The organism is Providencia sp. Marseille-Q8014, from assembly GCF_965112055.1.
The window spans coordinates 3949981-3975391 of sequence record NZ_CBCOPT010000001.1 but is presented as its reverse complement, the minus strand read 5'-3'; the positions used below and the strand labels follow the sequence as shown (position 1 = coordinate 3975391).

General features: G+C 43.7%; 23 protein-coding genes, 6 tRNA genes, 4 rRNA genes, 1 pseudogene and 1 riboswitch. Of the genes and pseudogenes, 32 read left to right on the top strand and 2 right to left on the bottom strand.

What is annotated here, in order from left to right; translation table 11 throughout:
- The first annotated feature begins 124 nt into the window (after positions 1-124).
- Positions 125-781 (top strand): HTH-type transcriptional repressor FabR, encoded by a 657-nt coding sequence (gene fabR, locus ACWPW6_RS17845; RefSeq protein WP_163863326.1) that lies wholly within the window; start codon positions 125-127, stop codon positions 779-781.
- A 14-nt stretch (positions 782-795) separates the two neighbouring features.
- On the top strand, positions 796-1185 hold the full coding sequence (locus ACWPW6_RS17840) for a YijD family membrane protein (RefSeq protein ID WP_154624413.1): 390 nt from the start codon (positions 796-798) through the stop codon (positions 1183-1185).
- A 76-nt stretch (positions 1186-1261) separates the two neighbouring features.
- On the opposite strand, the gene trmA is transcribed toward ACWPW6_RS17840, so the two are convergent.
- Positions 1262-2347 carry a tRNA (uridine(54)-C5)-methyltransferase TrmA gene (trmA, locus tag ACWPW6_RS17835; protein WP_249999488.1) on the bottom strand — a complete coding sequence of 362 codons (1086 nt, stop codon included), beginning with the start codon at positions 2345-2347 and terminating at the stop codon, positions 1262-1264.
- Between the two features lie 182 nt (positions 2348-2529).
- A riboswitch (cobalamin riboswitch) is annotated at positions 2530-2725 on the top strand.
- Positions 2726-2797: 72 nt separating this feature from the next.
- Between trmA and btuB the strand changes: the two are divergent.
- From btuB to ACWPW6_RS17780, 11 genes and pseudogenes are all read left to right on the top strand, one after another.
- A pseudogene (gene btuB / locus ACWPW6_RS17830) lies at positions 2798-4685 on the top strand (TonB-dependent vitamin B12 receptor BtuB).
- Positions 4630-5496, top strand: coding sequence for a glutamate racemase (murI, locus tag ACWPW6_RS17825; protein ID WP_163863321.1), 867 nt, complete (start codon positions 4630-4632; stop codon positions 5494-5496). The pseudogene btuB and the gene murI overlap by 56 nt, the downstream one beginning before the upstream one ends.
- Positions 5497-6035: 539 nt before the next feature.
- A 16S ribosomal RNA gene (locus ACWPW6_RS17820) occupies positions 6036-7575 on the top strand.
- A gap of 88 nt (positions 7576-7663) precedes the next feature.
- Positions 7664-7739: transfer RNA gene (locus ACWPW6_RS17815), tRNA-Glu, on the top strand.
- 460 nt (positions 7740-8199) lie between these two features.
- Positions 8200-11105 (top strand): 23S ribosomal RNA (locus ACWPW6_RS17810).
- 119 nt (positions 11106-11224) lie between these two features.
- A 5S ribosomal RNA gene (gene rrf / locus ACWPW6_RS17805) occupies positions 11225-11340 on the top strand.
- A 45-nt stretch (positions 11341-11385) separates the two neighbouring features.
- Positions 11386-11461 (top strand) — tRNA-Thr (locus ACWPW6_RS17800).
- 28 nt (positions 11462-11489) lie between these two features.
- Positions 11490-11605 (top strand): 5S ribosomal RNA (rrf, locus tag ACWPW6_RS17795).
- The 16S, 23S and 5S rRNA genes sit together here with 2 tRNA genes alongside, the layout of an rRNA operon.
- 208 nt (positions 11606-11813) lie before the next feature.
- Entirely contained in the window at positions 11814-12848 is a 1035-nt protein-coding gene (gene murB / locus ACWPW6_RS17790) for a UDP-N-acetylmuramate dehydrogenase (protein WP_154624963.1), read from the top strand.
- The gene (birA, locus tag ACWPW6_RS17785; protein WP_249999486.1) at positions 12845-13822 is read left to right on the top strand and encodes a bifunctional biotin--[acetyl-CoA-carboxylase] ligase/biotin operon repressor BirA; all 978 of its coding nucleotides are present in this window, start codon (positions 12845-12847) and stop codon (positions 13820-13822) included. The genes murB and birA overlap by 4 nt, the downstream gene beginning before the upstream one ends.
- 190 nt (positions 13823-14012) lie before the next feature.
- Positions 14013-14912, top strand: coding sequence for a hypothetical protein (locus tag ACWPW6_RS17780; protein ID WP_196714230.1), 900 nt, complete (start codon positions 14013-14015; stop codon positions 14910-14912).
- An 81-nt stretch (positions 14913-14993) separates the two neighbouring features.
- On the opposite strand, the gene coaA is transcribed toward ACWPW6_RS17780, so the two are convergent.
- Positions 14994-15944, bottom strand: a complete 951-nt coding sequence (gene coaA / locus ACWPW6_RS17775) for a type I pantothenate kinase (protein WP_154624779.1) — start codon at positions 15942-15944, stop codon at positions 14994-14996.
- A gap of 438 nt (positions 15945-16382) precedes the next feature.
- On the opposite strand from coaA, the gene ACWPW6_RS17770 reads away from it, so the two are divergent.
- From ACWPW6_RS17770 to rpsQ, 19 genes are all read left to right on the top strand, one after another.
- Positions 16383-16458 (top strand) — tRNA-Thr (locus ACWPW6_RS17770).
- 16 nt (positions 16459-16474) lie between these two features.
- Positions 16475-16559 (top strand) — tRNA-Tyr (locus tag ACWPW6_RS17765).
- A 74-nt stretch (positions 16560-16633) separates the two neighbouring features.
- Positions 16634-16708, top strand: a tRNA-Gly gene (locus ACWPW6_RS17760).
- Between the two features lie 6 nt (positions 16709-16714).
- A tRNA-Thr gene (locus ACWPW6_RS17755) sits at positions 16715-16790 on the top strand.
- A gap of 121 nt (positions 16791-16911) precedes the next feature.
- Positions 16912-18096, top strand: a complete 1185-nt coding sequence (gene tuf, locus ACWPW6_RS17750; RefSeq protein WP_154624778.1) for an elongation factor Tu — start codon at positions 16912-16914, stop codon at positions 18094-18096.
- Between the two features lie 278 nt (positions 18097-18374).
- Positions 18375-19118: an SDR family NAD(P)-dependent oxidoreductase gene (locus tag ACWPW6_RS17745; RefSeq protein ID WP_249999484.1), complete on the top strand. Its 744-nt coding sequence runs from the start codon at positions 18375-18377 to the stop codon at positions 19116-19118.
- Positions 19119-19208: 90 nt separating this feature from the next.
- Positions 19209-19409, top strand: coding sequence for a bacterioferritin-associated ferredoxin (bfd, locus tag ACWPW6_RS17740; RefSeq protein WP_154624959.1), 201 nt, complete (start codon positions 19209-19211; stop codon positions 19407-19409).
- A 127-nt stretch (positions 19410-19536) separates the two neighbouring features.
- Positions 19537-20010 (top strand): bacterioferritin, encoded by a 474-nt coding sequence (gene bfr, locus ACWPW6_RS17735; RefSeq protein WP_154624958.1) that lies wholly within the window; start codon positions 19537-19539, stop codon positions 20008-20010.
- A 352-nt stretch (positions 20011-20362) separates the two neighbouring features.
- Complete coding sequence (gene rpsJ / locus ACWPW6_RS17730) at positions 20363-20674, top strand: 30S ribosomal protein S10 (RefSeq protein ID WP_001181005.1); 312 nt, start codon at positions 20363-20365, stop codon at positions 20672-20674.
- A gap of 32 nt (positions 20675-20706) precedes the next feature.
- Positions 20707-21336 (top strand): 50S ribosomal protein L3, encoded by a 630-nt coding sequence (gene rplC / locus ACWPW6_RS17725; RefSeq protein WP_154624957.1) that lies wholly within the window; start codon positions 20707-20709, stop codon positions 21334-21336.
- 16 nt (positions 21337-21352) lie between these two features.
- Positions 21353-21958 (top strand): 50S ribosomal protein L4, encoded by a 606-nt coding sequence (rplD, locus tag ACWPW6_RS17720; RefSeq protein ID WP_004926458.1) that lies wholly within the window; start codon positions 21353-21355, stop codon positions 21956-21958.
- The gene (rplW, locus tag ACWPW6_RS17715) at positions 21955-22257 is read left to right on the top strand and encodes a 50S ribosomal protein L23 (protein ID WP_004926456.1); all 303 of its coding nucleotides are present in this window, start codon (positions 21955-21957) and stop codon (positions 22255-22257) included. Before rplD ends, rplW begins: the two co-directional genes overlap by 4 nt.
- Before the next feature lie 19 nt (positions 22258-22276).
- A complete protein-coding gene (gene rplB, locus ACWPW6_RS17710) occupies positions 22277-23101 on the top strand; it encodes a 50S ribosomal protein L2 (RefSeq protein ID WP_070928794.1) in 825 nt (274 codons plus the stop codon).
- 14 nt (positions 23102-23115) lie between these two features.
- Entirely contained in the window at positions 23116-23394 is a 279-nt protein-coding gene (gene rpsS, locus ACWPW6_RS17705; protein ID WP_004265426.1) for a 30S ribosomal protein S19, read from the top strand.
- 15 nt (positions 23395-23409) lie between these two features.
- Positions 23410-23742, top strand: coding sequence for a 50S ribosomal protein L22 (rplV, locus tag ACWPW6_RS17700; protein ID WP_004265430.1), 333 nt, complete (start codon positions 23410-23412; stop codon positions 23740-23742).
- 17 nt (positions 23743-23759) lie between these two features.
- Positions 23760-24461: a 30S ribosomal protein S3 gene (gene rpsC / locus ACWPW6_RS17695; protein ID WP_004926451.1), complete on the top strand. Its 702-nt coding sequence runs from the start codon at positions 23760-23762 to the stop codon at positions 24459-24461.
- A 12-nt stretch (positions 24462-24473) separates the two neighbouring features.
- On the top strand, positions 24474-24884 hold the full coding sequence (rplP, locus tag ACWPW6_RS17690; RefSeq protein WP_004926449.1) for a 50S ribosomal protein L16: 411 nt from the start codon (positions 24474-24476) through the stop codon (positions 24882-24884).
- Entirely contained in the window at positions 24884-25075 is a 192-nt protein-coding gene (rpmC, locus tag ACWPW6_RS17685) for a 50S ribosomal protein L29 (protein ID WP_008913885.1), read from the top strand. Before rplP ends, rpmC begins: the two co-directional genes overlap by 1 nt.
- Positions 25075-25329 carry a 30S ribosomal protein S17 gene (gene rpsQ / locus ACWPW6_RS17680; protein ID WP_154624956.1) on the top strand — a complete coding sequence of 85 codons (255 nt, stop codon included), beginning with the start codon at positions 25075-25077 and terminating at the stop codon, positions 25327-25329. The genes rpmC and rpsQ overlap by 1 nt, the downstream gene beginning before the upstream one ends.
- Positions 25330-25411: the final 82 nt, after the last annotated feature.

The following is a 25411-nucleotide window of genomic DNA, read 5'->3' as shown; positions in this document are numbered from 1 at the left end:
CGCTTTTTCCCTCAAACAGTCTAATAATTTTAGGGTATGCTAGAACGATAGCCGCGCTGTCATTTTAATATTTTGGTATATTGAAAGTTAATGGCTGTTTAATGACATAGAAATCAGGATCACCGTGAGCAATAATATTGGCGTTAGAGCAAAACAGAAAGAAAAAACTCGTCGTTCGCTCATTGAAGCCGCATTTAGCCAATTAAGTGCAGAACGTAGTTTTACCAGTCTCAGCTTACGTGAAGTCGCACGTGAGGCAGGCATTGCACCCACTTCATTTTATCGCCATTTCAAAGATGTTGACGAACTGGGTCTGACCATGGTTGACGAAAGTGGTTTGATGTTGCGTCAACTGATGCGGCAAGCTCGGCAGCGTATCGCAAAAGGCGGTAGTGTGATCCGGACGTCAATCTCAACTTTTATGGAGTTTATTGGTAATAACCCTAATGCCTTTAGGTTATTATTGCGTGAACGCTCCGGTACTTCAGCTGAATTCCGCGCTGCGGTGGCACGGGAAATCCAACATTTTATTGCTGAATTGGCGGATTACCTAGAACAAGAAAGCCATATGCCGCGCCATTTCACTGAACTACAAGCAGAATCCATGGTTACCATCGTTTTTAGTGCGGGTGCTGAGGCGCTCGATATTGATGAAGAGAAAAGGCAACATCTGGAAGAACGGCTTGTACTTCAACTACGAATGATTGCTAAAGGCGCATATTACTGGTACCGACGCGAACAAGAAAAACAGAATCAAACTGACCCCGATCTCACTAAATAACATAAGGAGAATCAATGACGGAACACAATCGCTATGAGAAAAGCACATTACTACTCGCCTTAGTCATTGGCTTATCGACTCACGGAACTTTCTCTGCTCTGTTTAACTCCTTAGTAGAGTTTTCCATTTTTCCAATTATTACTTTAGTATTAGCAGTTTATTGCTTACATCAGCGTTATTTACATCATGCGATGCCTATAGGATTGCCTAAATTTGTCGTGGGTAACTTCTTTTTAGGTTTGTTTGCTTATGCGGCAATTTTACGCGTACAACACCCAGAAGTTGGCTCTAACTTTATTCCTGCAACGATCATTGTTGCTTTAGCATTGTGGTTGTATACAAGCTGGAAGGCACGTAAAAGAGAGCAGCAAGAATTGACAGCCGAAAATGAAGCTGAAATTTAATTTCAATTAAAATGAGCTTGATAGAAAACGCCGTAATGTTAAGCATTGCGGCGTTTGTGTTTCACAATCAAAAAAACTAACGGCGAGTCAGCAAAACACCACTTTCCATATGATGGGTGTAAGGAAACTGATCAAACAGCGCGAGTTTTTTCACTTCATGAGTTTCATTTAAAACCGCTAAATTGTCACACAAGGTTTCTGGGTTGCAAGAAATATAGAGGATATGGTCATACTCTTGCACTAATTGAACGGTTTTATCATCTAGGCCACTGCGTGGAGGGTCAACGAAAATAGTATTACATTGGTAATCACGTAAATTAATACCTTCAAGGCGTTTAAACTCACGTATGCCACGCATAGCCTGTGTAAAGTCTTCTGCTGACATACGGATAATCTGCACATTATTGATGTTGTTTGCAGCGATATTATATTGTGCAGCAGATACCGACGGTTTAGCAATTTCAGTTGCTAAGACGCGCTCAAAGTTTTGTGCTAATGCCAATGAAAAATTGCCATTTCCACAATACAGTTCAAGTAGGTCGCCTGTAGCCCCTTTAGTTGCAGCGATTGCCCACTCCAACATATTAATATTCACGTGAGCATTAGGCTGGGTAAAGCTATTTTCAACTTGCCGATAAATCATATTCCGACCATTAACGGGTAGCACTTCATCAACATAATCATTATCGAGCATGATTTTAGTTTTTGATGCACGACCGATGAGTTGAAGGTCAAAACCTTTACTCACTAATTTTGCTTTTAATTGTTTAGCTTCTTCGGTCCACTCGTCATTCAGTTTTTTATGATAGAGCAAAGAGATAATTAACTTATTACTCAGCGTTGAAAGATAGTCGATTTGAAATAATTTCTGACGCAGAAGCGTACTTTCTTTTATTAAAGGCAAAAGTGCTTGCATTGCCTGGTTAATTAGCTCACTTGCAACGGGGAATTGATCAACCCGAATACGTTCTTTGGTTTCTTTATCAAACATGATATGAAATAAATCATCACCGTCGTGCCACACTCTAAATTCTGCACGCATCCGATAATGGGATTCTGGTGACGCAAATACTTCAGGCTCAATTGTCGTATAAGGGGCCATCATCATTTTTAGTCGTTCTACTTTTTCTGCAAGTTGCAATGCATAGTGCTCGGTGTTCATTAATATGGCCCCATTCATAGAAAACAGTAAAAATTGCATCAGGGACGAAATTGTAGGGCAAGTCGTGCAGATGTCCAGTTTTGATTCTATTTATAAAGTCTCTGGGCTGAATAAGATGCCAATCGTGAGTGTCATATGAGGGATCATGAAAATAGATCCATAGACACCTATACTCGTTCCCTTTAGGATAATACGGCTATGGTCTCAATGCATGAAGAGGGAACTCGGTGTGATTCCGAGACTGACGCGCAGCGGTAATGAAGTATAAGAGGAGATACAACACTGTTTTAAATTGATGGGAAGTTGCCTCCATAATTATCGTACCCTTAATGGGTATCACTTCTAAGTCCGAAGACCTGCCATAGCTTTATCGCTTTGTTGATTATTAGCGCGGATCTGATATTCAACCTCGCGGAATTTTAATTTTATTGATATTCCGAGTTTATCAAAATGAATAAGAATAAGTTGTTGCCGTTATCGGCTGCTGCTATGGCAGTGTTGTGTGGTATTTCTTCTTTGGCAAATGCAAATAATCAATCAGATGAAATGGTGGTATCAGCGAACCGCTTTGAACAGCCTATCTCATCGATATTAGCGCCAGTAACCGTTGTCACGCGTGAAGATATTGATCATTGGCAGTCGAATACTGTGATTGATGTATTACGGCGGCTACCGGGTGTGGATATTGCCCAATATGGTGGTATAGGACAGCAGAGCTCCCTCTTTATTAGAGGTTCAGAGTCTCGCCATGTATTGGTATTAGTTGATGGTGTTCGTTTAAACCAAGCGGGTATTTCTGGCTCATCAGATATGAGCCAAATTCCTATCTCTTTAGTTCAGCGAATCGAATATATTCGTGGAGCAAGATCGGCTGTTTATGGCTCGGATGCAATTGGTGGTGTTGTTAATATTATTACTCGCCGAGATAATGTAGGAACCACATTAAATGCGGGTATTGGTTCTTATGGTTATCAGAATTATAACGGCTCAACTCAACAGAAAATCGGTGAAAATACAACAGTAACCGCTGCCGCAGCTTATACCTATACAAAAGGATTTGATCTAGCACCTAAGGACGTTAGTCCACGTGACTACGATAAAGATGGTTTTCTTAATAAATCACTATGGCTAGGTGTGGAGCACCAGTTATCATCTGAAATATCAGCTTATGCGAGAGCATATGGATATGATAATAGAACTCGTTATGATGCCTCTGAATACTCAGGTGTGCGGGTAGATACCCGTAAACTTTATAGCCGTACATATGAAACTGGCGTTAAATATCATCAAAACCAATACTCAACCTCACTATCCGGAAGCTATAGTTACGTTAAAGATTACAATTTTGATCCAAGGCAAGGGCAGTATGCTAGCTCTTCTAATCTAGATGAATCAAAGCAGTATAATATTCAGTGGGGTAACAATTATCGTTTAGATAAAGGTAATATTAGTGCGGGTATAGATTATCAGCGTCAAAGCATAGAACCTAATGGCTATGCTTTAATAACTAAAAAAGAAACCATGAATAACACGGGGCTCTATTTGACGGGGCAATACTCGTTTGTTGATTCTGTTATAGCTGAAGCCGCCGTTCGCACGGATCATCATTCAGAATTTAATTGGCATACATCATGGCAATCAGGGCTGAGCTGGGAATTTTATGATGGGTATAAACTGGTTGGATCATACGCAACAGCATATAAAGCACCTAATCTAAGTCAACTGTACGCATATTCTTCATCAAGTTGGGGAACAACAAAAGGTAATCCGAACTTAAAACCAGAAGAAAGTAAGCAGTGGGAAATTGGTGTTGAAGGAACAACAGGGACCGCTATTCTGGCAAATTAATGCTTATCATAATGATATTGATAACCTGATTGAATATAAATATGGCAATTTTATCAATACATATGAAAATATTGGAAAAGCAGAAATTAAAGGTATCGAGTGGGTTGGTGAATTTAGCACTGGCTTTTTACATCATCAATTAACATACCAATATGTCGATCCCAGAAATAAAAAAACGAACAAAGTATTGGAGCGCCGAGCTAAGCAACAAGTGAAATACCAATTAGATTGGAATATTGCTGAGGTAGATATGGGGCTAACTTATCACTATATAGGTTCGCGTTATGATAATGACTTTTCCCAATCACCATCAAAACGTCTAAAACAAGGGGGAGTTAGCCTTTGGGATCTCACAGCGGCATATCCAATCACTTCACAGCTCACAATTCGTGGTAAAATAGCTAATATGTTCGATAAAGACTATGAGACCGCGTATGGTTATCGCACCGCTGGAAGAGAATATTTCCTTACAGGAAGCTACAACTTCTAATCACAACCTATCTATTCGCCCGACCATCCTTGTGTTTGATTCAGGGGTGGGCGGGTTATCTGTTTATCGTGAAGTCAAAAAATTACTGCCTAACGCACATTATATATATGCATTCGATAATGAAGCTTTTCCTTATGGCGAAAAGAGCGAAGAGTTTATTGTCGATAGGGTTTATCAAATCGTGAATGCAATTGCCAAAAAGCATCCTTTGACTATTACTATCATCGCATGTAACACCGCAAGTACGATTAGCTTGCCTAATCTTAGAGCGCATTTTAATTTTCCTGTGGTTGGTGTCGTACCCGCGATTAAACCCGCCACTAAATTAACCCGAAATGGCATAGTTGGGTTGTTAGCGACGAAGGGCACCGTCAATCGCGAGTATACGAAAGAGTTGATTGCGCGATTTGCGACAGACTGTAGAGTCATTTCACTTGGTTCAGCGGACCTTGTGCAATTGGCAGAAAGAAAGCTACATGGAGAACAGATACCTTTAACAGAAGTCGCCAATGCGGTGAAACCATGGTTAAGAATGCCAGAAGCGCCAGATACCGTTGTTCTAGGCTGTACTCATTTCCCTCTATTAATAGAAGAACTTGAGCAAGTGCTTCCAAATGGAACTCGATTCATTGATTCAGGCGCTGCAATTGCTAGGCGTACGGTATGGCTGATTAACAATCAAGCAGAAGATATCATTGCGAGTCATGATGCAGATTTTGCGTATTGTCTATTAATGAATCATAGCGCGATAGAATTGCAATCAGTGTTGGCCACTGAAGGGTTTAATTCGTTGGAAAAACTGGCTATCTAAGTTAAATTTGATGGCAATCTGAGCAAACGAAAAAAAAATTGAAAAAAGGGGTTGCCAGAATTTTCTGACTCCCTATAATGCGCCTCCACTGACCGACGATGAGCCAACACAGAATGTGATGGCAAGCCCAAAAGGCTAACGACGGCAGACGAGAGAATCTGAAAAGATAAGCGAAAAAAAAGCTTGACTCTCGATGAGGAAAGCGTAATATACGCCACCTCGCGACAAAGACCTAAACGGTTAATATCGAAAGATAAAGTCGCAACGCTCTTTAACAATTTATCAGACAATCTGTGTGGGCACTCACAGGACACTATCAAAAAAAATATTTGATTTTAAGTCTTGAAGAGTGACTAACACGTTAATTCATATATGAACTAACAATGTGCAATTCGATTGTAGAAGGATAACGCGAAGGCGAGTGAGCATTTCCGAGACAGTACTGAGGTACGGCGAGGAAAGCGGAGCGAAGCCGACAATGTTAGCCGAACAGAAGCGAATTGATAAACAGTATAATTCTTTGAGCATCAGACTACTTTTAATTGAAGAGTTTGATCATGGCTCAGATTGAACGCTGGCGGCAGGCCTAACACATGCAAGTCGAGCGGTAACAGGGGAAGCTTGCTTCCCGCTGACGAGCGGCGGACGGGTGAGTAATGTATGGGGATCTGCCCGATAGAGGGGGATAACTACTGGAAACGGTGGCTAATACCGCATAATCTCTAAGGAGCAAAGCAGGGGACCTTCGGGCCTTGCGCTATCGGATGAACCCATATGGGATTAGCTAGTAGGTGGGGTAATGGCTCACCTAGGCGACGATCCCTAGCTGGTCTGAGAGGATGATCAGCCACACTGGGACTGAGACACGGCCCAGACTCCTACGGGAGGCAGCAGTGGGGAATATTGCACAATGGGCGCAAGCCTGATGCAGCCATGCCGCGTGTATGAAGAAGGCCCTAGGGTTGTAAAGTACTTTCAGTCGGGAGGAAGGCGTTGATGCTAATATCATCAACGATTGACGTTACCGACAGAAGAAGCACCGGCTAACTCCGTGCCAGCAGCCGCGGTAATACGGAGGGTGCAAGCGTTAATCGGAATTACTGGGCGTAAAGCGCACGCAGGCGGTTGATTAAGTTAGATGTGAAATCCCCGGGCTTAACCTGGGAATGGCATCTAAGACTGGTCAGCTAGAGTCTTGTAGAGGGGGGTAGAATTCCATGTGTAGCGGTGAAATGCGTAGAGATGTGGAGGAATACCGGTGGCGAAGGCGGCCCCCTGGACAAAGACTGACGCTCAGGTGCGAAAGCGTGGGGAGCAAACAGGATTAGATACCCTGGTAGTCCACGCTGTAAACGATGTCGATTTGGAGGTTGTGCCCTTGAGGCGTGGCTTCCGGAGCTAACGCGTTAAATCGACCGCCTGGGGAGTACGGCCGCAAGGTTAAAACTCAAATGAATTGACGGGGGCCCGCACAAGCGGTGGAGCATGTGGTTTAATTCGATGCAACGCGAAGAACCTTACCTACTCTTGACATCCAGAGAACTTAGCAGAGATGCTTTGGTGCCTTCGGGAACTCTGAGACAGGTGCTGCATGGCTGTCGTCAGCTCGTGTTGTGAAATGTTGGGTTAAGTCCCGCAACGAGCGCAACCCTTATCCTTTGTTGCCAGCGATTCGGTCGGGAACTCAAAGGAGACTGCCGGTGATAAACCGGAGGAAGGTGGGGATGACGTCAAGTCATCATGGCCCTTACGAGTAGGGCTACACACGTGCTACAATGGCGTATACAAAGAGAAGCGACCTCGCGAGAGCAAGCGGAACTCATAAAGTACGTCGTAGTCCGGATTGGAGTCTGCAACTCGACTCCATGAAGTCGGAATCGCTAGTAATCGTAGATCAGAATGCTACGGTGAATACGTTCCCGGGCCTTGTACACACCGCCCGTCACACCATGGGAGTGGGTTGCAAAAGAAGTAGGTAGCTTAACCTTCGGGAGGGCGCTTACCACTTTGTGATCCATGACTGGGGTGAAGTCGTAACAAGGTAACCGTAGGGGAACCTGCGGTTGGATCACCTCCTTACCATTGAAGTGTTCTTGTGAAGTGTTCACACAGATTGTCTGATGAAAAGTAGAGCAAAGCCAATCTAAGATTGACTGAAGACCTTGTTGTCCCCTTCGTCTAGAGGCCTAGGACACCGCCCTTTCACGGCGGTAACAGGGGTTCGAATCCCCTAGGGGACGCCATTCAGTGTGGGTCAATCGAAAGGCTGCGCGTCGACCTTTCAGCGTTGTGCGGTGCTCGCGATGCTCATGTACTGAATGTACATTCCGCTCGCTGTGCGCCTACGCCTTGAAATGTCTTAGCTCGCACTTTCTCGAAAGTGCTGGCCATAAATAATGATTAAACTAATTCACTGAGTTAGTTTAACAATTATGCTCTTTAACAATCTGGAACAAGCTGAAAATTGAAACAACGCACATTGTTTATCGCTTAAACAATGTGAGAGTCTCTCAAAATTTCAAACCTGAAATTTTCGGTCATTCAAACGAGTGGCATGAGCGAGCAGTGTGAAATTCGCGGCGTAGGAGCGCAGTCAGCGCAGCGTACATGGGTACGTGAGCATGACGAGCACCGCGCAACAAAGAATTTCACCACGCACAGCCATGACAGTTAGGTGATCGTTGAAACAATTTCGGGTTGTGAGGTTAAGCGACTAAGCGTACACGGTGGATGCCTAGGCAATCAGAGGCGATGAAGGACGTGCTAATCTGCGAAAAGCGTCGGTAAGGTGATATGAACCGCTATAGCCGACGATGTCCGAATGGGGAAACCCAGTGCAATTCGTTGCACTATCGTTTGATGAATCCATAGTCAAACGAGGCGAACCGAGGGAACTGAAACATCTCAGTACCTCGAGGAAAAGAAATCAACCGAGATTCCCCTAGTAGCGGCGAGCGAACGGGGAGCAGCCCAGAGTCTTAATCAGCATCAGCATCAGGAGAACGGTCTGGAAAGTCCGGCAGTAAAGGGTGATAGCCCCGTATCCGAAGGTGTTGGTGTTGTGAACTCGACGAGTAGGGCGGGACACGTGTTATCCTGTCTGAATATGGGGGGACCATCCTCCAAGGCTAAATACTCCTGATTGACCGATAGTGAACCAGTACCGTGAGGGAAAGGCGAAAAGAACCCCGGCGAGGGGAGTGAAATAGAACCTGAAACCGTGTACGTACAAGCAGTGGGAGCACCTTTTAGGTGTGACTGCGTACCTTTTGTATAATGGGTCAGCGACTTATATTCTGTAGCAAGGTTAACCGTATAGGGGAGCCGTAGGGAAACCGAGTCTTAACTGGGCGATTAAGTTGCAGGGTATAGACCCGAAACCCGGTGATCTAGCCATGGGCAGGTTGAAGGTTGGGTAACACTAACTGGAGGACCGAACCGACTAATGTTGAAAAATTAGCGGATGACTTGTGGCTGGGGGTGAAAGGCCAATCAAACCGGGAGATAGCTGGTTCTCCCCGAAAGCTATTTAGGTAGCGCCTCGTGAACTCATCTTCGGGGGTAGAGCACTGTTTCGGCTAGGGGGTCATCCCGACTTACCAACCCGATGCAAACTACGAATACCGAAGAATGTTATCACGGGAGACACACGGCGGGTGCTAACGTTCGTCGTGAAGAGGGAAACAACCCAGACCGCCAGCTAAGGTCCCAAAGTCATGGTTAAGTGGGAAACGAAGTGGGAAGGCTCAGACAGCCAGGATGTTGGCTTAGAAGCAGCCATCATTTAAAGAAAGCGTAATAGCTCACTGGTCGAGTCGGCCTGCGCGGAAGATGTAACGGGGCTAAACCATGCACCGAAGCTGCGGCAGCGACATGTAAATGTTGTTGGGTAGGGGAGCGTTCTGTAAGCCTGTGAAGGTGTGCTGCGAGGCATGCTGGAGGTATCAGAAGTGCGAATGCTGACATAAGTAACGATAATGCGGGTGAAAAACCCGCACGCCGGAAGACCAAGGGTTCCTGTCCAACGTTAATCGGGGCAGGGTGAGTCGACCCCTAAGGCGAGGCAGAAATGCGTAGTCGATGGGAAACAGGTTAATATTCCTGTACTGGTGATAATTGCGATGGGGGGACGGAGAAGGCTAGGCTGGCCGGGCGACGGTTGTCCCGGTTTAAGGATGTAGGCAGGTGAATTAGGCAAATCCGGTTCACTACATGCTGAGGTCTGATGACGAGTCACTACGGTGGCGAAGTAGCTCATGCCCCGCTTCCAGGAAAAGCCTCTAAGCTCTAGATTATCATTAATCGTACCCCAAACCGACACAGGTGGTCAGGTAGAGAATACTCAGGCGCTTGAGAGAACTCGGGTGAAGGAACTAGGCAAAATGGTGCCGTAACTTCGGGAGAAGGCACGCTGGCGCTAGGTGAAGTCCCTCGCGGATGGAGCTGAAGCCAGTCGCAGATACCAGCTGGCTGCAACTGTTTATTAAAAACACAGCACTGTGCAAACACGAAAGTGGACGTATACGGTGTGACGCCTGCCCGGTGCTGGAAGGTTAATTGATGGGGTTATCCGTAAGGAGAAGCTCTTGATCGAAGCCCCAGTAAACGGCGGCCGTAACTATAACGGTCCTAAGGTAGCGAAATTCCTTGTCGGGTAAGTTCCGACCTGCACGAATGGCGTAATGATGGCCAGGCTGTCTCCACCCGAGACTCAGTGAAATTGAACTCGCTGTGAAGATGCAGTGTACCCGCGGCAAGACGGAAAGACCCCGTGAACCTTTACTATAGCTTGACACTGAACATTGAGCCTTGATGTGTAGGATAGGTGGGAGGCTTTGAAGTGTGGACGCCAGTCTGCATGGAGCCAACCTTGAAATACCACCCTTTAATGTTTGATGTTCTAACGTGGCCCCATCATCTGGGGTGCGGACAGTGTCTGGTGGGTAGTTTGACTGGGGCGGTCTCCTCCCAAAGAGTAACGGAGGAGCACGAAGGTTGGCTAAGCATGGTCGGACATCATGCGGTTAGTGCAAAGGCATAAGCCAGCTTGACTGCGAGAGTGACGGCTCGAGCAGGTACGAAAGTAGGTCTTAGTGATCCGGTGGTTCTGAATGGAAGGGCCATCGCTCAACGGATAAAAGGTACTCCGGGGATAACAGGCTGATACCGCCCAAGAGTTCATATCGACGGCGGTGTTTGGCACCTCGATGTCGGCTCATCACATCCTGGGGCTGAAGTAGGTCCCAAGGGTATGGCTGTTCGCCATTTAAAGTGGTACGCGAGCTGGGTTTAGAACGTCGTGAGACAGTTCGGTCCCTATCTGCCGTGGGCGTTGGAAGATTGAAAGGGGCTGCTCCTAGTACGAGAGGACCGGAGTGGACGCACCACTGGTGTTCGGGTTGTCATGCCAATGGCACTGCCCGGTAGCTAAGTGCGGAAGAGATAACCGCTGAAAGCATCTAAGCGGGAAACTTGCCTTGAGATGAGTCTTCCCTGACTCTTTAAGGGTCCTAAAGGAACGTTTAAGACTAAGACGTTGATAGGCTGGGTGTGTAAGCGTAGCGATACGTTGAGCTAACCAGTACTAATGAACCGTGAGGCTTAACCTGACAACACCGAAGGTGTTTTAGAGAGAACGTTGTGAAGCGCACGCAGAGTGCGAGAAATTAGCTTGTTCAAGATTGCTGTTCTGGTTGGTGTAAGCCAACGGGAACGAAAACCGAATTTGTCTGGCGGCAATAGCGCGGTGGTCCCACCTGACCCCATGCCGAACTCAGCAGTGAAACGCCGTAGCGCCGATGGTAGTGTGGGGTCTCCCCATGTGAGAGTAGGGAACTGCCAGACATCAATTTTAAAGGTTGTGTCAGTACTGACTGACCGCACCATATTGCTGATATGGCTCAGTTGGTAGAGCACACCCTTGGTAAGGGTGAGGTCCCCAGTTCGAATCTGGGTATCAGCACCATGAATTATCGGCATTTAAAAAGAATTTACCTAGCGGCAATAGCGCGGTGGTCCCACCTGACCCCATGCCGAACTCAGTAGTGAAACGCCGTAGCGCCGATGGTAGTGTGGGGTCTCCCCATGTGAGAGTAGGGAACTGCTAGGTTTTAAACATAAAAAAGCCACCTTAATCGGTGGCTTTTTGCTATTTAGCGTTTGCAAAAGCTCCCACAGCCTTTGATATATTGTTTCGATTTTTACTGTTTTAAAGTAATACTCTTAATATCATCAATGTCGCTTCATTATTTAATGATTCTCGTTGGTCGGCCTGATAGACTTGTCTTATCTTTATTTATTGTTTATCGAAGGCTGCAATGAACCCATCCCTTGAATTAAAACCATTTAATAGTTTTGGTATTGATGCAACAGCAAAGTCCATTTGTATTGCTGAATCAGCGGAAGCTATTTATCAGCAATGGCTTGAAGCAAAAAAACAGCAGTTACCTGTTTTGATTCTTGGTGGCGGTAGTAATGTTTTATTTATCGATAATTTTGATGGCGTAGTTATTTTAAATCGCATTAAAGGGATCAATGTAACTGAAACAGCTGATGATTGGCAGGTATATTCAGCAGCAGGTGAAAACTGGCATCAATTTATTGAATATTTAATGAATAACGGCATTAATGGGGCTGAAAACTTAGCATTAATACCTGGCTGTGTAGGATCTGCGCCAATACAAAATATAGGCGCTTATGGCGTTGAGCTAAAAGATATATGTGAGTATGTGGATATGTTGCATCTGATAACAGGTGAAACGGTGAGGATCCAAGCTGAAGAATGTCGTTTTGGTTATCGTGATAGTATCTTTAAGCATGAATATCAGGATGATTACATTATTATTGGTGTTGGGTTTAAACTTTCTAAACAATGGACTCCAAAACTCACTTATGGCGATTTGGCGCTGTTAGATCCTGAAACAGTCACACCACAGCAAGTTTTTGACTCTGTATGTAATACACGAAAAATGAAATTACCCGACCCTGCTATTACAGGAAATGCGGGTAGCTTTTTTAAAAACCCAATTATCTCGGCAGATAAAGCACAGCAAATAAAGCAGCTTTACCCCACATGTCCACAATATCTTCAGGAAGATGGTTCAGTCAAAGTTGCCGCAGGATGGCTGATAGATCAGTGTGGTCTGAAAGGTTATGAATTGGGCGGAGCGGCAGTTCATACACGGCAAGCTTTAGTGATAATTAATAAAAATCAAGCGACAGGGAATGATGTCGTTAATCTCGCTAGACATATTAGCCAAACGGTACATTCACATTTTGGTATTATGCTTGAGCCTGAAGTGAGATTTATTGGCAAAAATGGTGAAATTAACCCAATGGATTGTATTTTATGAAAGAAACTAGCATACCATTACAATTGATTGAGCTTTTATCGGATGCCCAAATTCACTCTGGACAACAACTGGGTGATAAAATTGGTATGACAAGAGCGGGTATCAATAAGCACATTAAAACGCTACGTTCATGGGGTATTCAGGTACAAACAATTACCGGAAAAGGCTATAAATTACCTTATTCAGTTAATTTGTTGAATGGTGAAGTAATTAGAAAGCAGGTTCAGGGGAGTCATGTGATCGTCGAACCTGTCATTGATTCAACAAATCAGTATATGCTGGATAGAATTCCTGGCTTACAGTCTGGTGATACATGTTTAGCGGAATATCAAAGTGCTGGAAGAGGCCGTAGAGGGCGACAGTGGGTTTCTCCATTTGGCTGTAATCTATATTTATCCATGTATTGGAAACTTGACCAAGGGCCGGCGGCGGCGGTAGGTCTTAGTTTAGTTGTGGGTATCGTCATTGCGAAAACGTTAAACAAAATTAGCAAAGGCAAAGTTAAGGTTAAATGGCCTAATGACCTTTACCTTAATGATAAAAAATTAGCAGGAATACTTGTTGAATTAACAGGTAAAACAGGTGATGCGGCACATATTATTATTGGTATTGGCATTAATATTGGTATGGAGAAAAAAAATATTGATAAAGAAAAATCCATCAACCAAGAATGGGCATCATTGGTAGACGAAGTTGAAAATATTGAAAGAAACGAATTATCAGCAAGTATTATTAATGCATTAAAAGAAGCATTAATCTTATTTGAAAAAGAAGGTTTAGCCCCATTTTTAGAGAGCTGGTTTGAGCTTGATAATTTCTTAGGAAGAAAGGTTAAGTTATTGATTGGAGATAAAATTATCACTGGGATTGAAAAGGGGATTGATCAGCAAGGTGCTCTTTTATTGCAACATGATAATGGTGATATTATTCCATATATTGGCGGTGAAATTTCATTAAGAGCGAATGAAATATAACGAAGTGTTTAATATATATCGACTGATTTTAGGTATATTTTTTGGTAGTGCAATAAAGGTATTTAAATCAGTTGATATCGAGTAAAACAGAAAAAATATTATTAAGGGCGACAATATTTTATTGTTAGAAATAAATAATTAATAATCTACACTTATTATAAATTATTTAAATCATACAGTTAATGCGAACATGATGAGAAGAATACAACAAACAGCTTTATTTTTAGTGCTAGTACATAATGCAAATTTAACTTATGCTGATGACTTAACTTCCGGATACTCTAAACTTTTAACCTTATCATCAAGCAATGATATCAGCGCATCTACGCTGCATTCTGAAGGGGTTGATTACAACAAATATATTTTGCCATATGTATTTGAAAATTTGTATCAGTATGAAGATTATGCATTCTCTCTCGGACTAAAAGGAAGTTATCTTAAAGTTCGCTTAGACCCGATTAGTATCAATGACGATAACGATATTTATTATGGGCGCTGGGATATATTCAATGTAATGGTTACCCCAAAAGTGGATTACAAATTAAATCAATATGTAACCCTAGAAGGGGCGGTTGATTTAGGTTATTCAAAAATGGTGAATAATTCTAAGGTTCGAGGAAGTCAAGAAGTAAAAGAGGGCCTCACCGATAATGGGCTACTTGATTGGGATGTTAATACCTTACATTTTGCGCCTGAAATCGGTGCGAAATTTAAAAAAGCCTTTGATAATAATGATGAGCTCACATTCCATAGTCGCATTTCATATATGGTGTTAACCGGTATTGATAATAATAAAAGCGGCGTTAAAGTTGATGATAATGCAGGAACATGGTCAACCGGAGCAAGTTATTTAGTTTCGGATGCCTTGAATATTATGGAAAAGGATTTTGACCTATTGCTGTCCAATCGAATTGGCGGTTTTTATGGTAAAGGTTATCGTGACTTATCTTTTGGATTTATTAACAGTACTGAAGTTGCAGTTGAAACACCGCTGAAAATTTATGGTTATGATATGAAAATGAAAATCGGTGTAGGCTATCTGTCGAGCGATAACGCCCACGGTACTACATTGGTATTTGGCCTCCAGTAATGATACGAACAGCGTATTTTAAATGCCGTTGGAAATTATCAGTGAATAAATAACAGCCGGTTTTTAGCCGGCTTGCTGTTATTATTTTCTTAACCGAACACTCTGAATGGAATGGTTTTCACCCTTAGTCATGATGAGGCTAGCACGTTCTTTTGTCGGCAAAATATTTTCTTTGAGATTGAGTCCATTAATTTCATCCCAAATAGCGCCAGCGATATTAACGGCTTCTTCTTCACTCAATTTAGAGTAATTGTGAAAATAAGAATCAGGATCTGAGAATGCGCCTTGGCGAAATTTTAAGAATCTCCCCACATACCACTGTTTTAATAGTTCAGGGTTCGCATCGACATAGATAGAGAAGTCAACAAAATCGGATACAAACACATGGTGAGGGTCATGTGGGTAGTCCATATCGCTTTGTAACACGTTCAAGCCTTCTAAAATCAATATATCAGGTTGATCAATGACTTGTTGTTGGTCGGGAACGATGTCATAAGTGAGGTGCGAGTATACTGGTGCAACAACATTGCGGGCGCCTGACTTTATTTGTGAGACAAAGTTAACCAACCTACGCATATCATAAGATTGAGGGAAACCTTTTTTCTTCATGATATTACGATCTTTTAAAACTTGGTTCGGATATAAAAAACCATCCGTTGTGATTAAATCAACTTTTCGATGCTCAGGCCAGCGAGTCAACAGCGCCTGTAATAAGCGAGCCGTCGTGCTTTTACCGACAGCAACACTTCCAGCAATCCCTATAATGTATGGAACCTTAGCGCCATTGGTACCAAGAAATTGTTCTAACACAGCTTGGCGACGTAAATTAGAGCTAATATAGAAATTGAGTAAACGAGACAATGGTAGATAGATCTCAATAACATCTTCCATGGAGAGTTCTTCATTAATGCCTTTCAGCTCAGAAAGCTCACTTGGTGTTAATGTTAATGGCACTGAATCACGTAATGTAGCCCAATGTTCTCGATCAAACTCTAAGTATGGTGTAGTAATTAAATTCTCTGTCTGTTTCATAAACCAACATCTGCCTATTCTATGCAGGTTGGACAGGTTGCCTAAACACCCGTATCCGTAAAATTAAGTTGCATCATAGCGAGTGAAAGATAGTAGGCGTAGAACTTTTTATGTTTTATGTGAATTTTTTTTGACGGAGGCTGTAAAAATATCATTAACTGCTGAAAAAAACAGCGATAGACATGGTCTCTAAACAGACAAAAAACGTCATTTTTAATTTTAAAAAATGAGTTCACCATTTTTTTATGGTGCAAAGACACTTTACTGATTAAATAATCCTAGATTATAGTAGCAATTCGCTGTAGATGTTTTAAGCTGAATGTAGCGAAAAAAGCATCAAAATCACAAAAAACGAATAAAATGTGAGCAAGCGAACAAAAAATTAAATTTTTTTGTTGCAAGTCGCGCTCACTCTTCCTAGAATGCGCAGCACTTGATGCCGGCATAGCTCAGTTGGTAGAGCAACTGACTTGTAATCAGTAGGTCCCGAGTTCGACTCTTGGTGCCGGCACCAATTAACAATTTGGATAGGTGGGATACCCAAGCGGCCAAAGGGAGCAGACTGTAAATCTGCCGTCATCGACTTCGAAGGTTCGAATCCTTCTCCCACCACCATCTCCAAGAAGCTTCCCAAGAGGAAACTTTAAGGAACAGTTTAGCAGCTGATAACTCAGGTAGCCGAGTTCATTGCGGGCATCGTATAATGGCTATTACCTCAGCCTTCCAAGCTGATGATGCGGGTTCGATTCCCGCTGCCCGCTCCAAGATGTGCTGATATGGCTCAGTTGGTAGAGCACACCCTTGGTAAGGGTGAGGTCGGCAGTTCGAATCTGCCTATCAGCACCACTTCCCTTATGTTCTCAAATATCTCCCTGATTTGTCTCCTGTAAAAAGCAAGCAAATAGAATCTTAACTGCTTGGTTGATGTGGTGTAGCCACCGATTCCGTGTCTTAGAGGGACAATCTAATGTCTAAAGAAAAATTTGAACGTTCAAAACCGCACGTTAACGTTGGTACAATCGGCCACGTTGACCACGGTAAAACTACCCTGACAGCAGCAATCACTACTGTTCTGGCAAAAACTTACGGCGGTAGCGCTCGTGCATTCGATCAAATCGATAATGCACCAGAAGAAAAAGCGCGTGGTATCACCATCTCTACTTCTCACGTAGAGTACGATACACCAACTCGCCACTACGCACACGTAGACTGCCCAGGACACGCCGACTATGTTAAAAACATGATCACCGGTGCTGCGCAGATGGATGGTGCAATCCTGGTTGTTGCTGCAACTGATGGCCCAATGCCACAAACTCGTGAGCACATCCTGTTAGGTCGTCAGGTTGGTGTTCCTTACATCATCGTTTTCCTGAACAAATGTGACATGGTAGACGACGAAGAGCTGTTAGAGCTGGTTGAAATGGAAGTTCGTGAGCTTCTGTCTCAGTACGATTTCCCAGGCGATGACACACCAGTTATCCGTGGTTCAGCTCTGAAAGCGCTGGAAGGCAACCCAGAGTGGGAAGCGAAAATTGTTGAATTAGCAGAAGCACTGGACAGCTACATTCCAGAGCCAGAGCGTGCAATTGACAAGCCATTCCTGCTGCCAATCGAAGACGTATTCTCAATCTCTGGTCGTGGTACTGTAGTAACAGGCCGTGTTGAGCGTGGTATCATCAAAGTGGGTGAAGAAGTTGAAATCGTTGGTATCAAAGAGACCGCGAAAACCACTTGTACTGGTGTTGAAATGTTCCGTAAGCTTCTAGACGAAGGTCGTGCAGGTGAGAACGTTGGTGTTCTTCTGCGTGGTACTAAGCGTGAAGAAATCGAACGTGGTCAAGTTCTGGCGAAACCAGGTTCAATCAAGCCACACACTACTTTCGAATCAGAAGTTTATATCCTGAGCAAAGATGAAGGTGGTCGTCACACTCCATTCTTCAAAGGCTACCGTCCACAGTTCTACTTCCGTACAACTGACGTAACCGGTACTATCGAACTGCCAGAAGGCGTAGAGATGGTAATGCCAGGTGACAACATCAACATGAAAGTTACCCTGATCCACCCAATCGCGATGGATGACGGTTTGCGTTTCGCAATCCGTGAAGGTGGCCGTACTGTAGGTGCGGGTGTTGTTGCAAAAATCATTGCATAATAACAACCCACTTTAGTAAAAAGGGCATCATTAAGATGCCCTTTTGCATTTCAGCGCTCTATTCCCTATTTTAACTCTCTCACTTTCATTTCACTTCGAACAATTACAAATAAAACTGTTCCTCTAGATATTATAATAATGAGTGATATTTTAATTTATTCATTACATATCAACGCGTTAAATCGATCACAGAACAAACATTAATCTGAGTGCTTTCTAAAAAGATAAGACACAGCGCCTATTATTTAATAGTTGATGTCAAAATAAGGAAGCTAACTATGATTTCGTTTGAAAATAAGGTCGGTATCATTACTGGCGGTAATAGTGGAATTGGTTTAGCGGCGGCAAAAAAGTTTTTAGCGCTAGGGGCATCAGTTGTGATAACGGGGACTAACGTAGTTCGTGGTCAGAATGCTGAAAAGAAATTACAGGAAAAAGGGTACCCGATAAAATTTATACAAATGGATGCTGCTAGCGAAAAAGATAACCAACAATTGGTACAGTTTGTAGCGAAAGAATATGGCACGATTGATTTTTTATTCGCAAATGCAGGGGTTCTGACTGATAGTGCTGCGGATAAATTAGCGTATGAGCAATGGAAGCGTCTCATTGATGTTAATTTGAATGGTGTTTTTTTGATCAATCAGGCAGTGATTCAATATTGGTTAGAAAATCAGCAAAAAGGAGCCATTGTTAACTGTAGTTCGATTTGCTCTTTTGTTGGTCAGCATGAATTTTCTGGATATTGTGCCTCAAAAGGGGGAGTAAAGTTGTTAACGCAAACATTAGCCATAGATTATGCGATCCACAATATTCGTGTGAATGCCGTTTGTCCTGGTTATATTGATACTCCTTTGTTAGATGGACGTCATTTAGATAAGCAGAAATTAGCAGAGCTTCATCCGATGAAAAGAATAGGTACGCCAGAAGAAGTCGCTAATGTTGTTGCATTTTTAGCGAGTGATGCAGCCTCTTTTGTCACAGGTGCTTCATATCTGGTTGATGGAGGCTTCACCGCTTAGCGAGGGAAATGCAAATTAACAATAATGATAATTGAAATGGTAATCATTATTATTTAAACTACCTGTATGTGATTTATACAGGTAGTTGTTATGTACGTATGTCTTTGTGAAGCTATTACCGACAAACAAATTAGGAATGCCGTACGTCAGCATCATGTGGCATCCTTAAAAGGTTTGCGCCAAATTCTTCCCATTGGTCGTGAGTGTGGCAAATGTATTAGGCAAACACGTGAAATTATGAATGAAGAGCTAATACATATCGGCCAGCTACACATTGCTGAAGTCGCTTAATCGAAATAAGAATCATTTAACTCATTCATTAATAAGTAACTTTCATTTTAAATCTTGCAGATAAAATTACTCATTCATCGAATTTCAGTACTACACTTTAAAGACTGGAAGCGATGGAGGATTAAAAATGAAAGGCGATAAAAAAATGATAGCCCATTTAAACAAACTGTTGGGCAATGAATTAGTAGCAATTAATCAATATTTTCTTCATGCCCGTATGTTCAAAAATTGGGGATTAACCCGCCTCAACGAAGTGGAATACCATGAATCAATTGATGAAATGAAGCATGCAGATAAATATATTGAGCGTATATTATTTCTTGAAGGAATACCTAACCTACAAGATCTGGGTAAATTGAACATTGGTGAAGATGTTGAAGAAATGTTGGCCTCAGATCTCAAACTCGAATTAGATGGTGCTAAAAATCTGAAAGAAGCGATCAGTTATGCTGATTCCATCCATGACTATGTTAGTCGTGACTTAATGATTGAAATCTTAGCAGATGAAGAGAACCATATTGACTGGATTGAGACTCAGCTCGATTTAATTAAACGTATGGGGATTCAAAACTATACGCAAGCTCAAATCATCGAAGAGTAATCAAACTTCACATTATGCATTTTCCAAAAATGCCTCATTTGCTTACTGTGCGATGGGGCATTTTTTATTATCGGCAAAGAGGGAAGGGGGATAAAAATCAGAAAAATTCGCACATATTTTCCACGATTACTTGCGTTTAAGATTCAGTTGCGTATAATGCGCGGGCTTACTGATTAGTAATCTCTAATTTTTTAGGTTTTAAAGGTCAGTATTGAGTCAACGATTTGTTGCTCATTTAGACAATACTCCCGATTTGGGGGTTACATCAAAGAACGATTACACTCCCCCATCAATCGAAATGGGTGCGAGGAGTAATTATTTACGTTTATAAAATAGTTGGAGCTCTGGTCTCATGCAGAACCAAAGAATCCGTATCCGCCTGAAAGCCTTTGATCATCGTTTAATTGATCAATCAACTGCGGAAATCGTAGAGACTGCTAAGCGCACTGGTGCGCAAGTTCGTGGTCCTATCCCGCTGCCGACACGTAAAGAGCGTTTTACCGTTCTGATTTCTCCGCACGTTAACAAAGATGCGCGTGATCAGTACGAAATTCGCACTCACAAACGTCTGGTTGACATCGTTGAGCCAACCGAGAAGACCGTTGATGCTCTGATGCGTCTGGACCTGGCTGCCGGCGTAGACGTGCAGATCAGCCTGGGTTAATCAGGTCGTCGAACGATTGAGAGGTTGAAACAATGATTGGTTTAGTCGGTAAGAAAGTGGGTATGACTCGTATCTTCACTGAAGATGGCGTTTCTATCCCTGTAACTGTTATCGAAATCGAAAATAACCGTGTTACTCAGGTTAAAACTGCAGAAACTGACGGTTACAATGCAATTCAGGTGACTACTGGTAGCAAAAAAGCGAACCGTGTATCTAAGCCTGAAGCAGGTCATTTCGCTAAAGCTGGCGTTGAAGCTGGCCGTATTCTACGTGAATTCCGTACTGAAGAAGGTGCAGAGTTTAACGTAGGTCAAAGCATTAGCGTTGAAATTTTCGCTGACGTTAAAAAAGTCGACGTTACTGGTACATCTAAAGGTAAAGGTTTTGCCGGCACAGTTAAGCGCTGGAATTTCCGTACTCAAGATGCGACTCACGGTAACTCCTTGTCACACCGTGTTCCGGGTTCTATCGGTCAGAACCAGACTCCGGGCAAAGTGTTTAAAGGCAAGAAAATGGCAGGCCAACTGGGTAATGAGCGTGTAACCGTTCAGAGCTTAGATGTAGTACGTGTTGACGCTGAGCGCAACCTGCTGCTGGTCAAAGGTGCTGTTCCAGGAGCAACTGGTAGCAACCTGATCGTAAAACCGGCTGTCAAGGCTTAACGTCGAGGAGATAGGAATGGAATTGGTAATGAAAGACGCGCAAAGCGCGCTGACTGTTTCCGAAACTACCTTCGGGCGTGATTTCAATGAAGCGCTTGTTCACCAAGTAGTTGTTGCGTATGCAGCTGGTGCTCGTCAAGGTACTCGTGCTCAGAAAACTCGTGCTGAAGTTTCTGGTTCAGGTAAAAAACCATGGCGTCAAAAAGGCACAGGCCGCGCACGTTCTGGTTCTATCAAGAGCCCAATTTGGCGCTCTGGTGGTGTTAGCTTTGCTGCTAAACCACAGGACCACAGTCAAAAAGTTAATAAGAAGATGTACCGTGGTGCTCTGAAAAGCATCCTGTCTGAACTGGTACGTCAAGATCGTCTGATCGTTGTCGAGAAGTTTTCTGTTGAAGCACCTAAAACTAAGTTGCTCGCACAAAAACTGAAAGATATGGCTCTGGAAGATGTGCTGATCATCACTGCTGAATTAGATGAGAATCTGTTCTTAGCAGCACGTAACCTGTACAAGGTTGACGTTCGTGATGCAGCGGGTATCGACCCAGTTAGCTTAATCGCCTTCGACAAAGTGGTTATGACTGCTGATGCTGTGAAGCAAGTTGAGGAGATGCTGGCATGATCCGTGAAGAACGTCTGCTAAAAGTACTGCGCGCGCCGCACGTATCTGAAAAAGCTTCTACAGCGATGGAAAAAAGCAATACCATCGTTCTCAAAGTTGCGAAAGACGCGACTAAAGCAGAAATCAAAGCTGCTGTGCAGAAACTGTTTGAAGTCGAAGTTGAAGGTGTTAACACTTTGCTGGTTAAAGGCAAAACTAAACGCCACGGTCAGCGTTTCGGTCGTCGTAGCGACTGGAAAAAAGCTTACGTTACGCTGAAAGAAGGCCAGAATCTGGACTTCATTGGCGGCGCAGAGTAAGTCGGAGGAGTAAAGAACAATGGCAATTGTTAAATGTAAACCTACGTCTCCGGGCCGTCGCCACGTAGTTAAAGTGGTTAACCCTGAGCTGCATAAGGGTAAACCTTATGCTCCGCTGTTAGAGAAAAACAGCAAATCCGGTGGTCGCAACAACAATGGCCGTATCACCACTCGTCACATTGGTGGTGGCCATAAGCAACATTATCGTCTGGTTGACTTTAAACGCAACAAAGATGGTATCCCTGCTGTTGTTGAGCGTTTGGAATATGATCCAAACCGTTCTGCGAACATTGCACTGGTTCTATATAAAGACGGTGAACGTCGTTATATTCTTGCACCTAAAGGCCTGAAAGCTGGTGACCAGATTCAATCTGGTGTTGATTCAGCAATCAAAGCGGGTAACGCACTGCCTATGCGCAACATCCCTGTTGGTTCTACAGTTCACAACATCGAACTGAAACCAGGTAAAGGTGGTCAGTTAGCGCGTTCAGCAGGTACTTACGCTCAGATCGTTGCTCGTGATGGTGCTTATGTCACCCTACGTCTGCGTTCTGGTGAAATGCGTAAAGTTCTGGCTGATTGCCGTGCAACTTTAGGTGAAGTTGGTAACGCTGAACATATGTTACGTGTTCTGGGTAAAGCTGGTGCTAGCCGCTGGCGTGGTATTCGTCCTACTGTTCGTGGTACGGCGATGAACCCAGTTGATCACCCACATGGTGGTGGTGAAGGTCGTAACTTTGGTAAACACCCTGTAACACCATGGGGCGTTCAGACCAAAGGTAAGAAAACTCGTAGCAACAAGCGTACTGATCAATTCATCGTACGTCATCGTTCTAAAAAATAATTAGAGGATAAGCCATGCCACGTTCTCTCAAGAAAGGTCCTTTTATTGACCTGCACTTGCTGAAGAAGGTAGAGAAAGCGGTGGAAAGCGGAGACAAGAAGCCTCTCAAGACTTGGTCCCGTCGTTCAACGATCTTTCCTAATATGATCGGATTGACCATCGCTGTCCATAATGGTCGTCAGCATGTTCCAGTTTTCGTAACCGACGAAATGGTTGGTCACAAACTGGGTGAATTCGCACCGACTCGCACTTATCGCGGCCACGCGGCTGATAAGAAAGCTAAGAAACGTTAAGGATAGGAGGAAGAGATGGAAACTTTAGCTATGCATCGCCACGCTCGTTCTTCTGCCCAGAAGGTTCGCTTAGTTGCAGACCTTATTCGCGGTAAGAAAGTGTCGCAAGCTCTGGAAATTCTGACCTATACCAACAAGAAAGCTGCTGGTTTAGTGAAGAAAGTACTTGAATCTGCAATTGCTAACGCAGAGCAAAACGATGGCGCTGACATTGATGACCTGAAAGTTGCGAAAATTTTCGTAGACGAAGGTCCAACCATGAAACGCATCATGCCGCGTGCGAAAGGCCGTGCAGATCGTATTCTTAAGCGCACCAGCCACATTACTGTGGTTGTGTCCGATCGCTGAGACTCTGGAGACTAGCAATGGGTCAGAAAGTACATCCTAATGGTATTCGCCTGGGTATTGTCAAACCTTGGAACTCTACTTGGTACGCGAATACTAATGAATTCGCTGACAACCTAGACAGCGATTATAAAGTACGCCAGTACTTGAACAAAGAATTGGCAAAAGCGTCAATTTCACGCATCGTTATCGAGCGTCCTGCAAAAAGCATCCGTGTGACTATTCACACTGCTCGCCCAGGTATCGTTATCGGTAAGAAAGGTGAAGACGTAGAAAAACTGCGTAAAACAGTAGCGGATATCGCTGGTGTTCCTGCGCAAATCAATATCGCCGAAGTTCGTAAACCAGAACTAGACGCTAAATTGGTTGCTGATAGCATCGCTTCACAGCTGGAACGTCGTGTTATGTTCCGTCGTGCTATGAAACGTGCTGTACAGAACGCAATGCGTCTGGGCGCTAAAGGTATCAAAGTTGAAGTCAGTGGCCGTTTAGGCGGTGCTGAAATCGCTCGTACCGAGTGGTATCGTGAAGGCCGTGTGCCACTGCACACTCTACGTGCTGATATCGATTACAACACTTCAGAAGCGCACACTACTTATGGTGTTCTCGGCGTTAAGGTATGGATCTTCAAAGGTGAGATTCTGGGTGGTATGGCTGCTGTTGAACAAGCTGAGAAACCAGCTGCTCAACCTAAAAAGCAGCAGCGTAAAGGCCGCAAGTAAGGAGAGTCGCTGATGTTACAACCAAAGCGTACAAAATTCCGTAAAGTGCATAAAGGCCGCAACCGTGGTCTGGCACAAGGTACGGATGTTAGCTTCGGCACTTTCGGTCTTAAAGCTGTGGGCCGTGGTCGTCTGACTGCTCGTCAGATCGAAGCGGCACGTCGTGCTATGACCCGTGCAGTTAAGCGTCAAGGTAAAATCTGGATCCGTGTGTTCCCAGATAAGCCAATTACTGAAAAGCCACTCGAAGTTCGTATGGGTAAAGGTAAAGGTAACGTAGAATATTGGGTTGCTTTGATCCAGCCTGGTAAAGTCCTGTATGAAATGGACGGTGTGCCTGAAGAGCTGGCTCGTGAAGCATTCTCTCTGGCAGCAGCGAAACTGCCTATCAAAACCACCTTTGTAACTAAGACGGTGATGTAATGAAAGCACAAGAGCTGCGCGAAAAAAGCGTTGAAGAGCTGAATTCTGAACTGCTGAATCTGCTGCGTGAACAATTCAATTTACGTATGCAGGCTGCAAGCGGTCAGCTACAACAGTCTCATCTGTTGAAACAAGTGCGTCGCGATATCGCACGTGTGAAGACTTTACTGACTGAGAAGGCAGGTGCGTAATGAGCGATAAAATCCGTACTCTGCAAGGTCGTGTAGTTAGCGATAAAATGGAGAAATCCATCGTTGTTGCTATCGAGCGTATGGTGAAGCACCCTCTGTATGGTAAATTCATCCGTCGTACGACTAAATTGCACGTACATGACGAGAACAATGAATGTGGTATCGGTGACGTGGTAGAAATCCGCCAAACTCGTCCACTGTCTAAGACTAAGTCTTGGGCCTTAGTTCGCGTTGTTGAAAAAGCAATTCTGTAATAGAATAGCTTCTTCTGATAAATAAACGGCTCTTTTTTTACTGGGCCGTTTATTTTTTTCTGTCCATAACGAAGATGTGGTG

Bases quoted from the DNA above. Each gene is read 5' to 3' on its own strand.
- rplD (WP_004926458.1), top strand. From the start codon at position 21,353: ATGGAATTGGTAATGAAAGACGCGCAAAGCGCGCTGACTGTTTCCGAA.
- trmA (WP_249999488.1), bottom strand. From the start codon at position 2,347: ATGAACACCGAGCACTATGCATTGCAACTTGCAGAAAAAGTAGAACGA.
- coaA (WP_154624779.1), bottom strand. From the start codon at position 15,944: ATGAAACAGACAGAGAATTTAATTACTACACCATACTTAGAGTTTGAT.
- rpsQ (WP_154624956.1), top strand. From the start codon at position 25,075: ATGAGCGATAAAATCCGTACTCTGCAAGGTCGTGTAGTTAGCGATAAA.
- ACWPW6_RS17780 (WP_196714230.1), top strand. From the start codon at position 14,013: ATGATGAGAAGAATACAACAAACAGCTTTATTTTTAGTGCTAGTACAT.
- rpmC (WP_008913885.1), top strand. From the start codon at position 24,884: ATGAAAGCACAAGAGCTGCGCGAAAAAAGCGTTGAAGAGCTGAATTCT.
- birA (WP_249999486.1), top strand. From the start codon at position 12,845: ATGAAAGAAACTAGCATACCATTACAATTGATTGAGCTTTTATCGGAT.
- rpsJ (WP_001181005.1), top strand. From the start codon at position 20,363: ATGCAGAACCAAAGAATCCGTATCCGCCTGAAAGCCTTTGATCATCGT.
- murB (WP_154624963.1), top strand. From the start codon at position 11,814: ATGAACCCATCCCTTGAATTAAAACCATTTAATAGTTTTGGTATTGAT.
- bfr (WP_154624958.1), top strand. From the start codon at position 19,537: ATGAAAGGCGATAAAAAAATGATAGCCCATTTAAACAAACTGTTGGGC.
- rplV (WP_004265430.1), top strand. From the start codon at position 23,410: ATGGAAACTTTAGCTATGCATCGCCACGCTCGTTCTTCTGCCCAGAAG.
- rplP (WP_004926449.1), top strand. From the start codon at position 24,474: ATGTTACAACCAAAGCGTACAAAATTCCGTAAAGTGCATAAAGGCCGC.
- tuf (WP_154624778.1), top strand. From the start codon at position 16,912: ATGTCTAAAGAAAAATTTGAACGTTCAAAACCGCACGTTAACGTTGGT.
- rpsC (WP_004926451.1), top strand. From the start codon at position 23,760: ATGGGTCAGAAAGTACATCCTAATGGTATTCGCCTGGGTATTGTCAAA.
- ACWPW6_RS17745 (WP_249999484.1), top strand. From the start codon at position 18,375: ATGATTTCGTTTGAAAATAAGGTCGGTATCATTACTGGCGGTAATAGT.
- ACWPW6_RS17840 (WP_154624413.1), top strand. From the start codon at position 796: ATGACGGAACACAATCGCTATGAGAAAAGCACATTACTACTCGCCTTA.
- rplW (WP_004926456.1), top strand. From the start codon at position 21,955: ATGATCCGTGAAGAACGTCTGCTAAAAGTACTGCGCGCGCCGCACGTA.
- rpsS (WP_004265426.1), top strand. From the start codon at position 23,116: ATGCCACGTTCTCTCAAGAAAGGTCCTTTTATTGACCTGCACTTGCTG.
- rplB (WP_070928794.1), top strand. From the start codon at position 22,277: ATGGCAATTGTTAAATGTAAACCTACGTCTCCGGGCCGTCGCCACGTA.
- rplC (WP_154624957.1), top strand. From the start codon at position 20,707: ATGATTGGTTTAGTCGGTAAGAAAGTGGGTATGACTCGTATCTTCACT.
- murI (WP_163863321.1), top strand. From the start codon at position 4,630: ATGGTTATCGCACCGCTGGAAGAGAATATTTCCTTACAGGAAGCTACA.
- bfd (WP_154624959.1), top strand. From the start codon at position 19,209: ATGTACGTATGTCTTTGTGAAGCTATTACCGACAAACAAATTAGGAAT.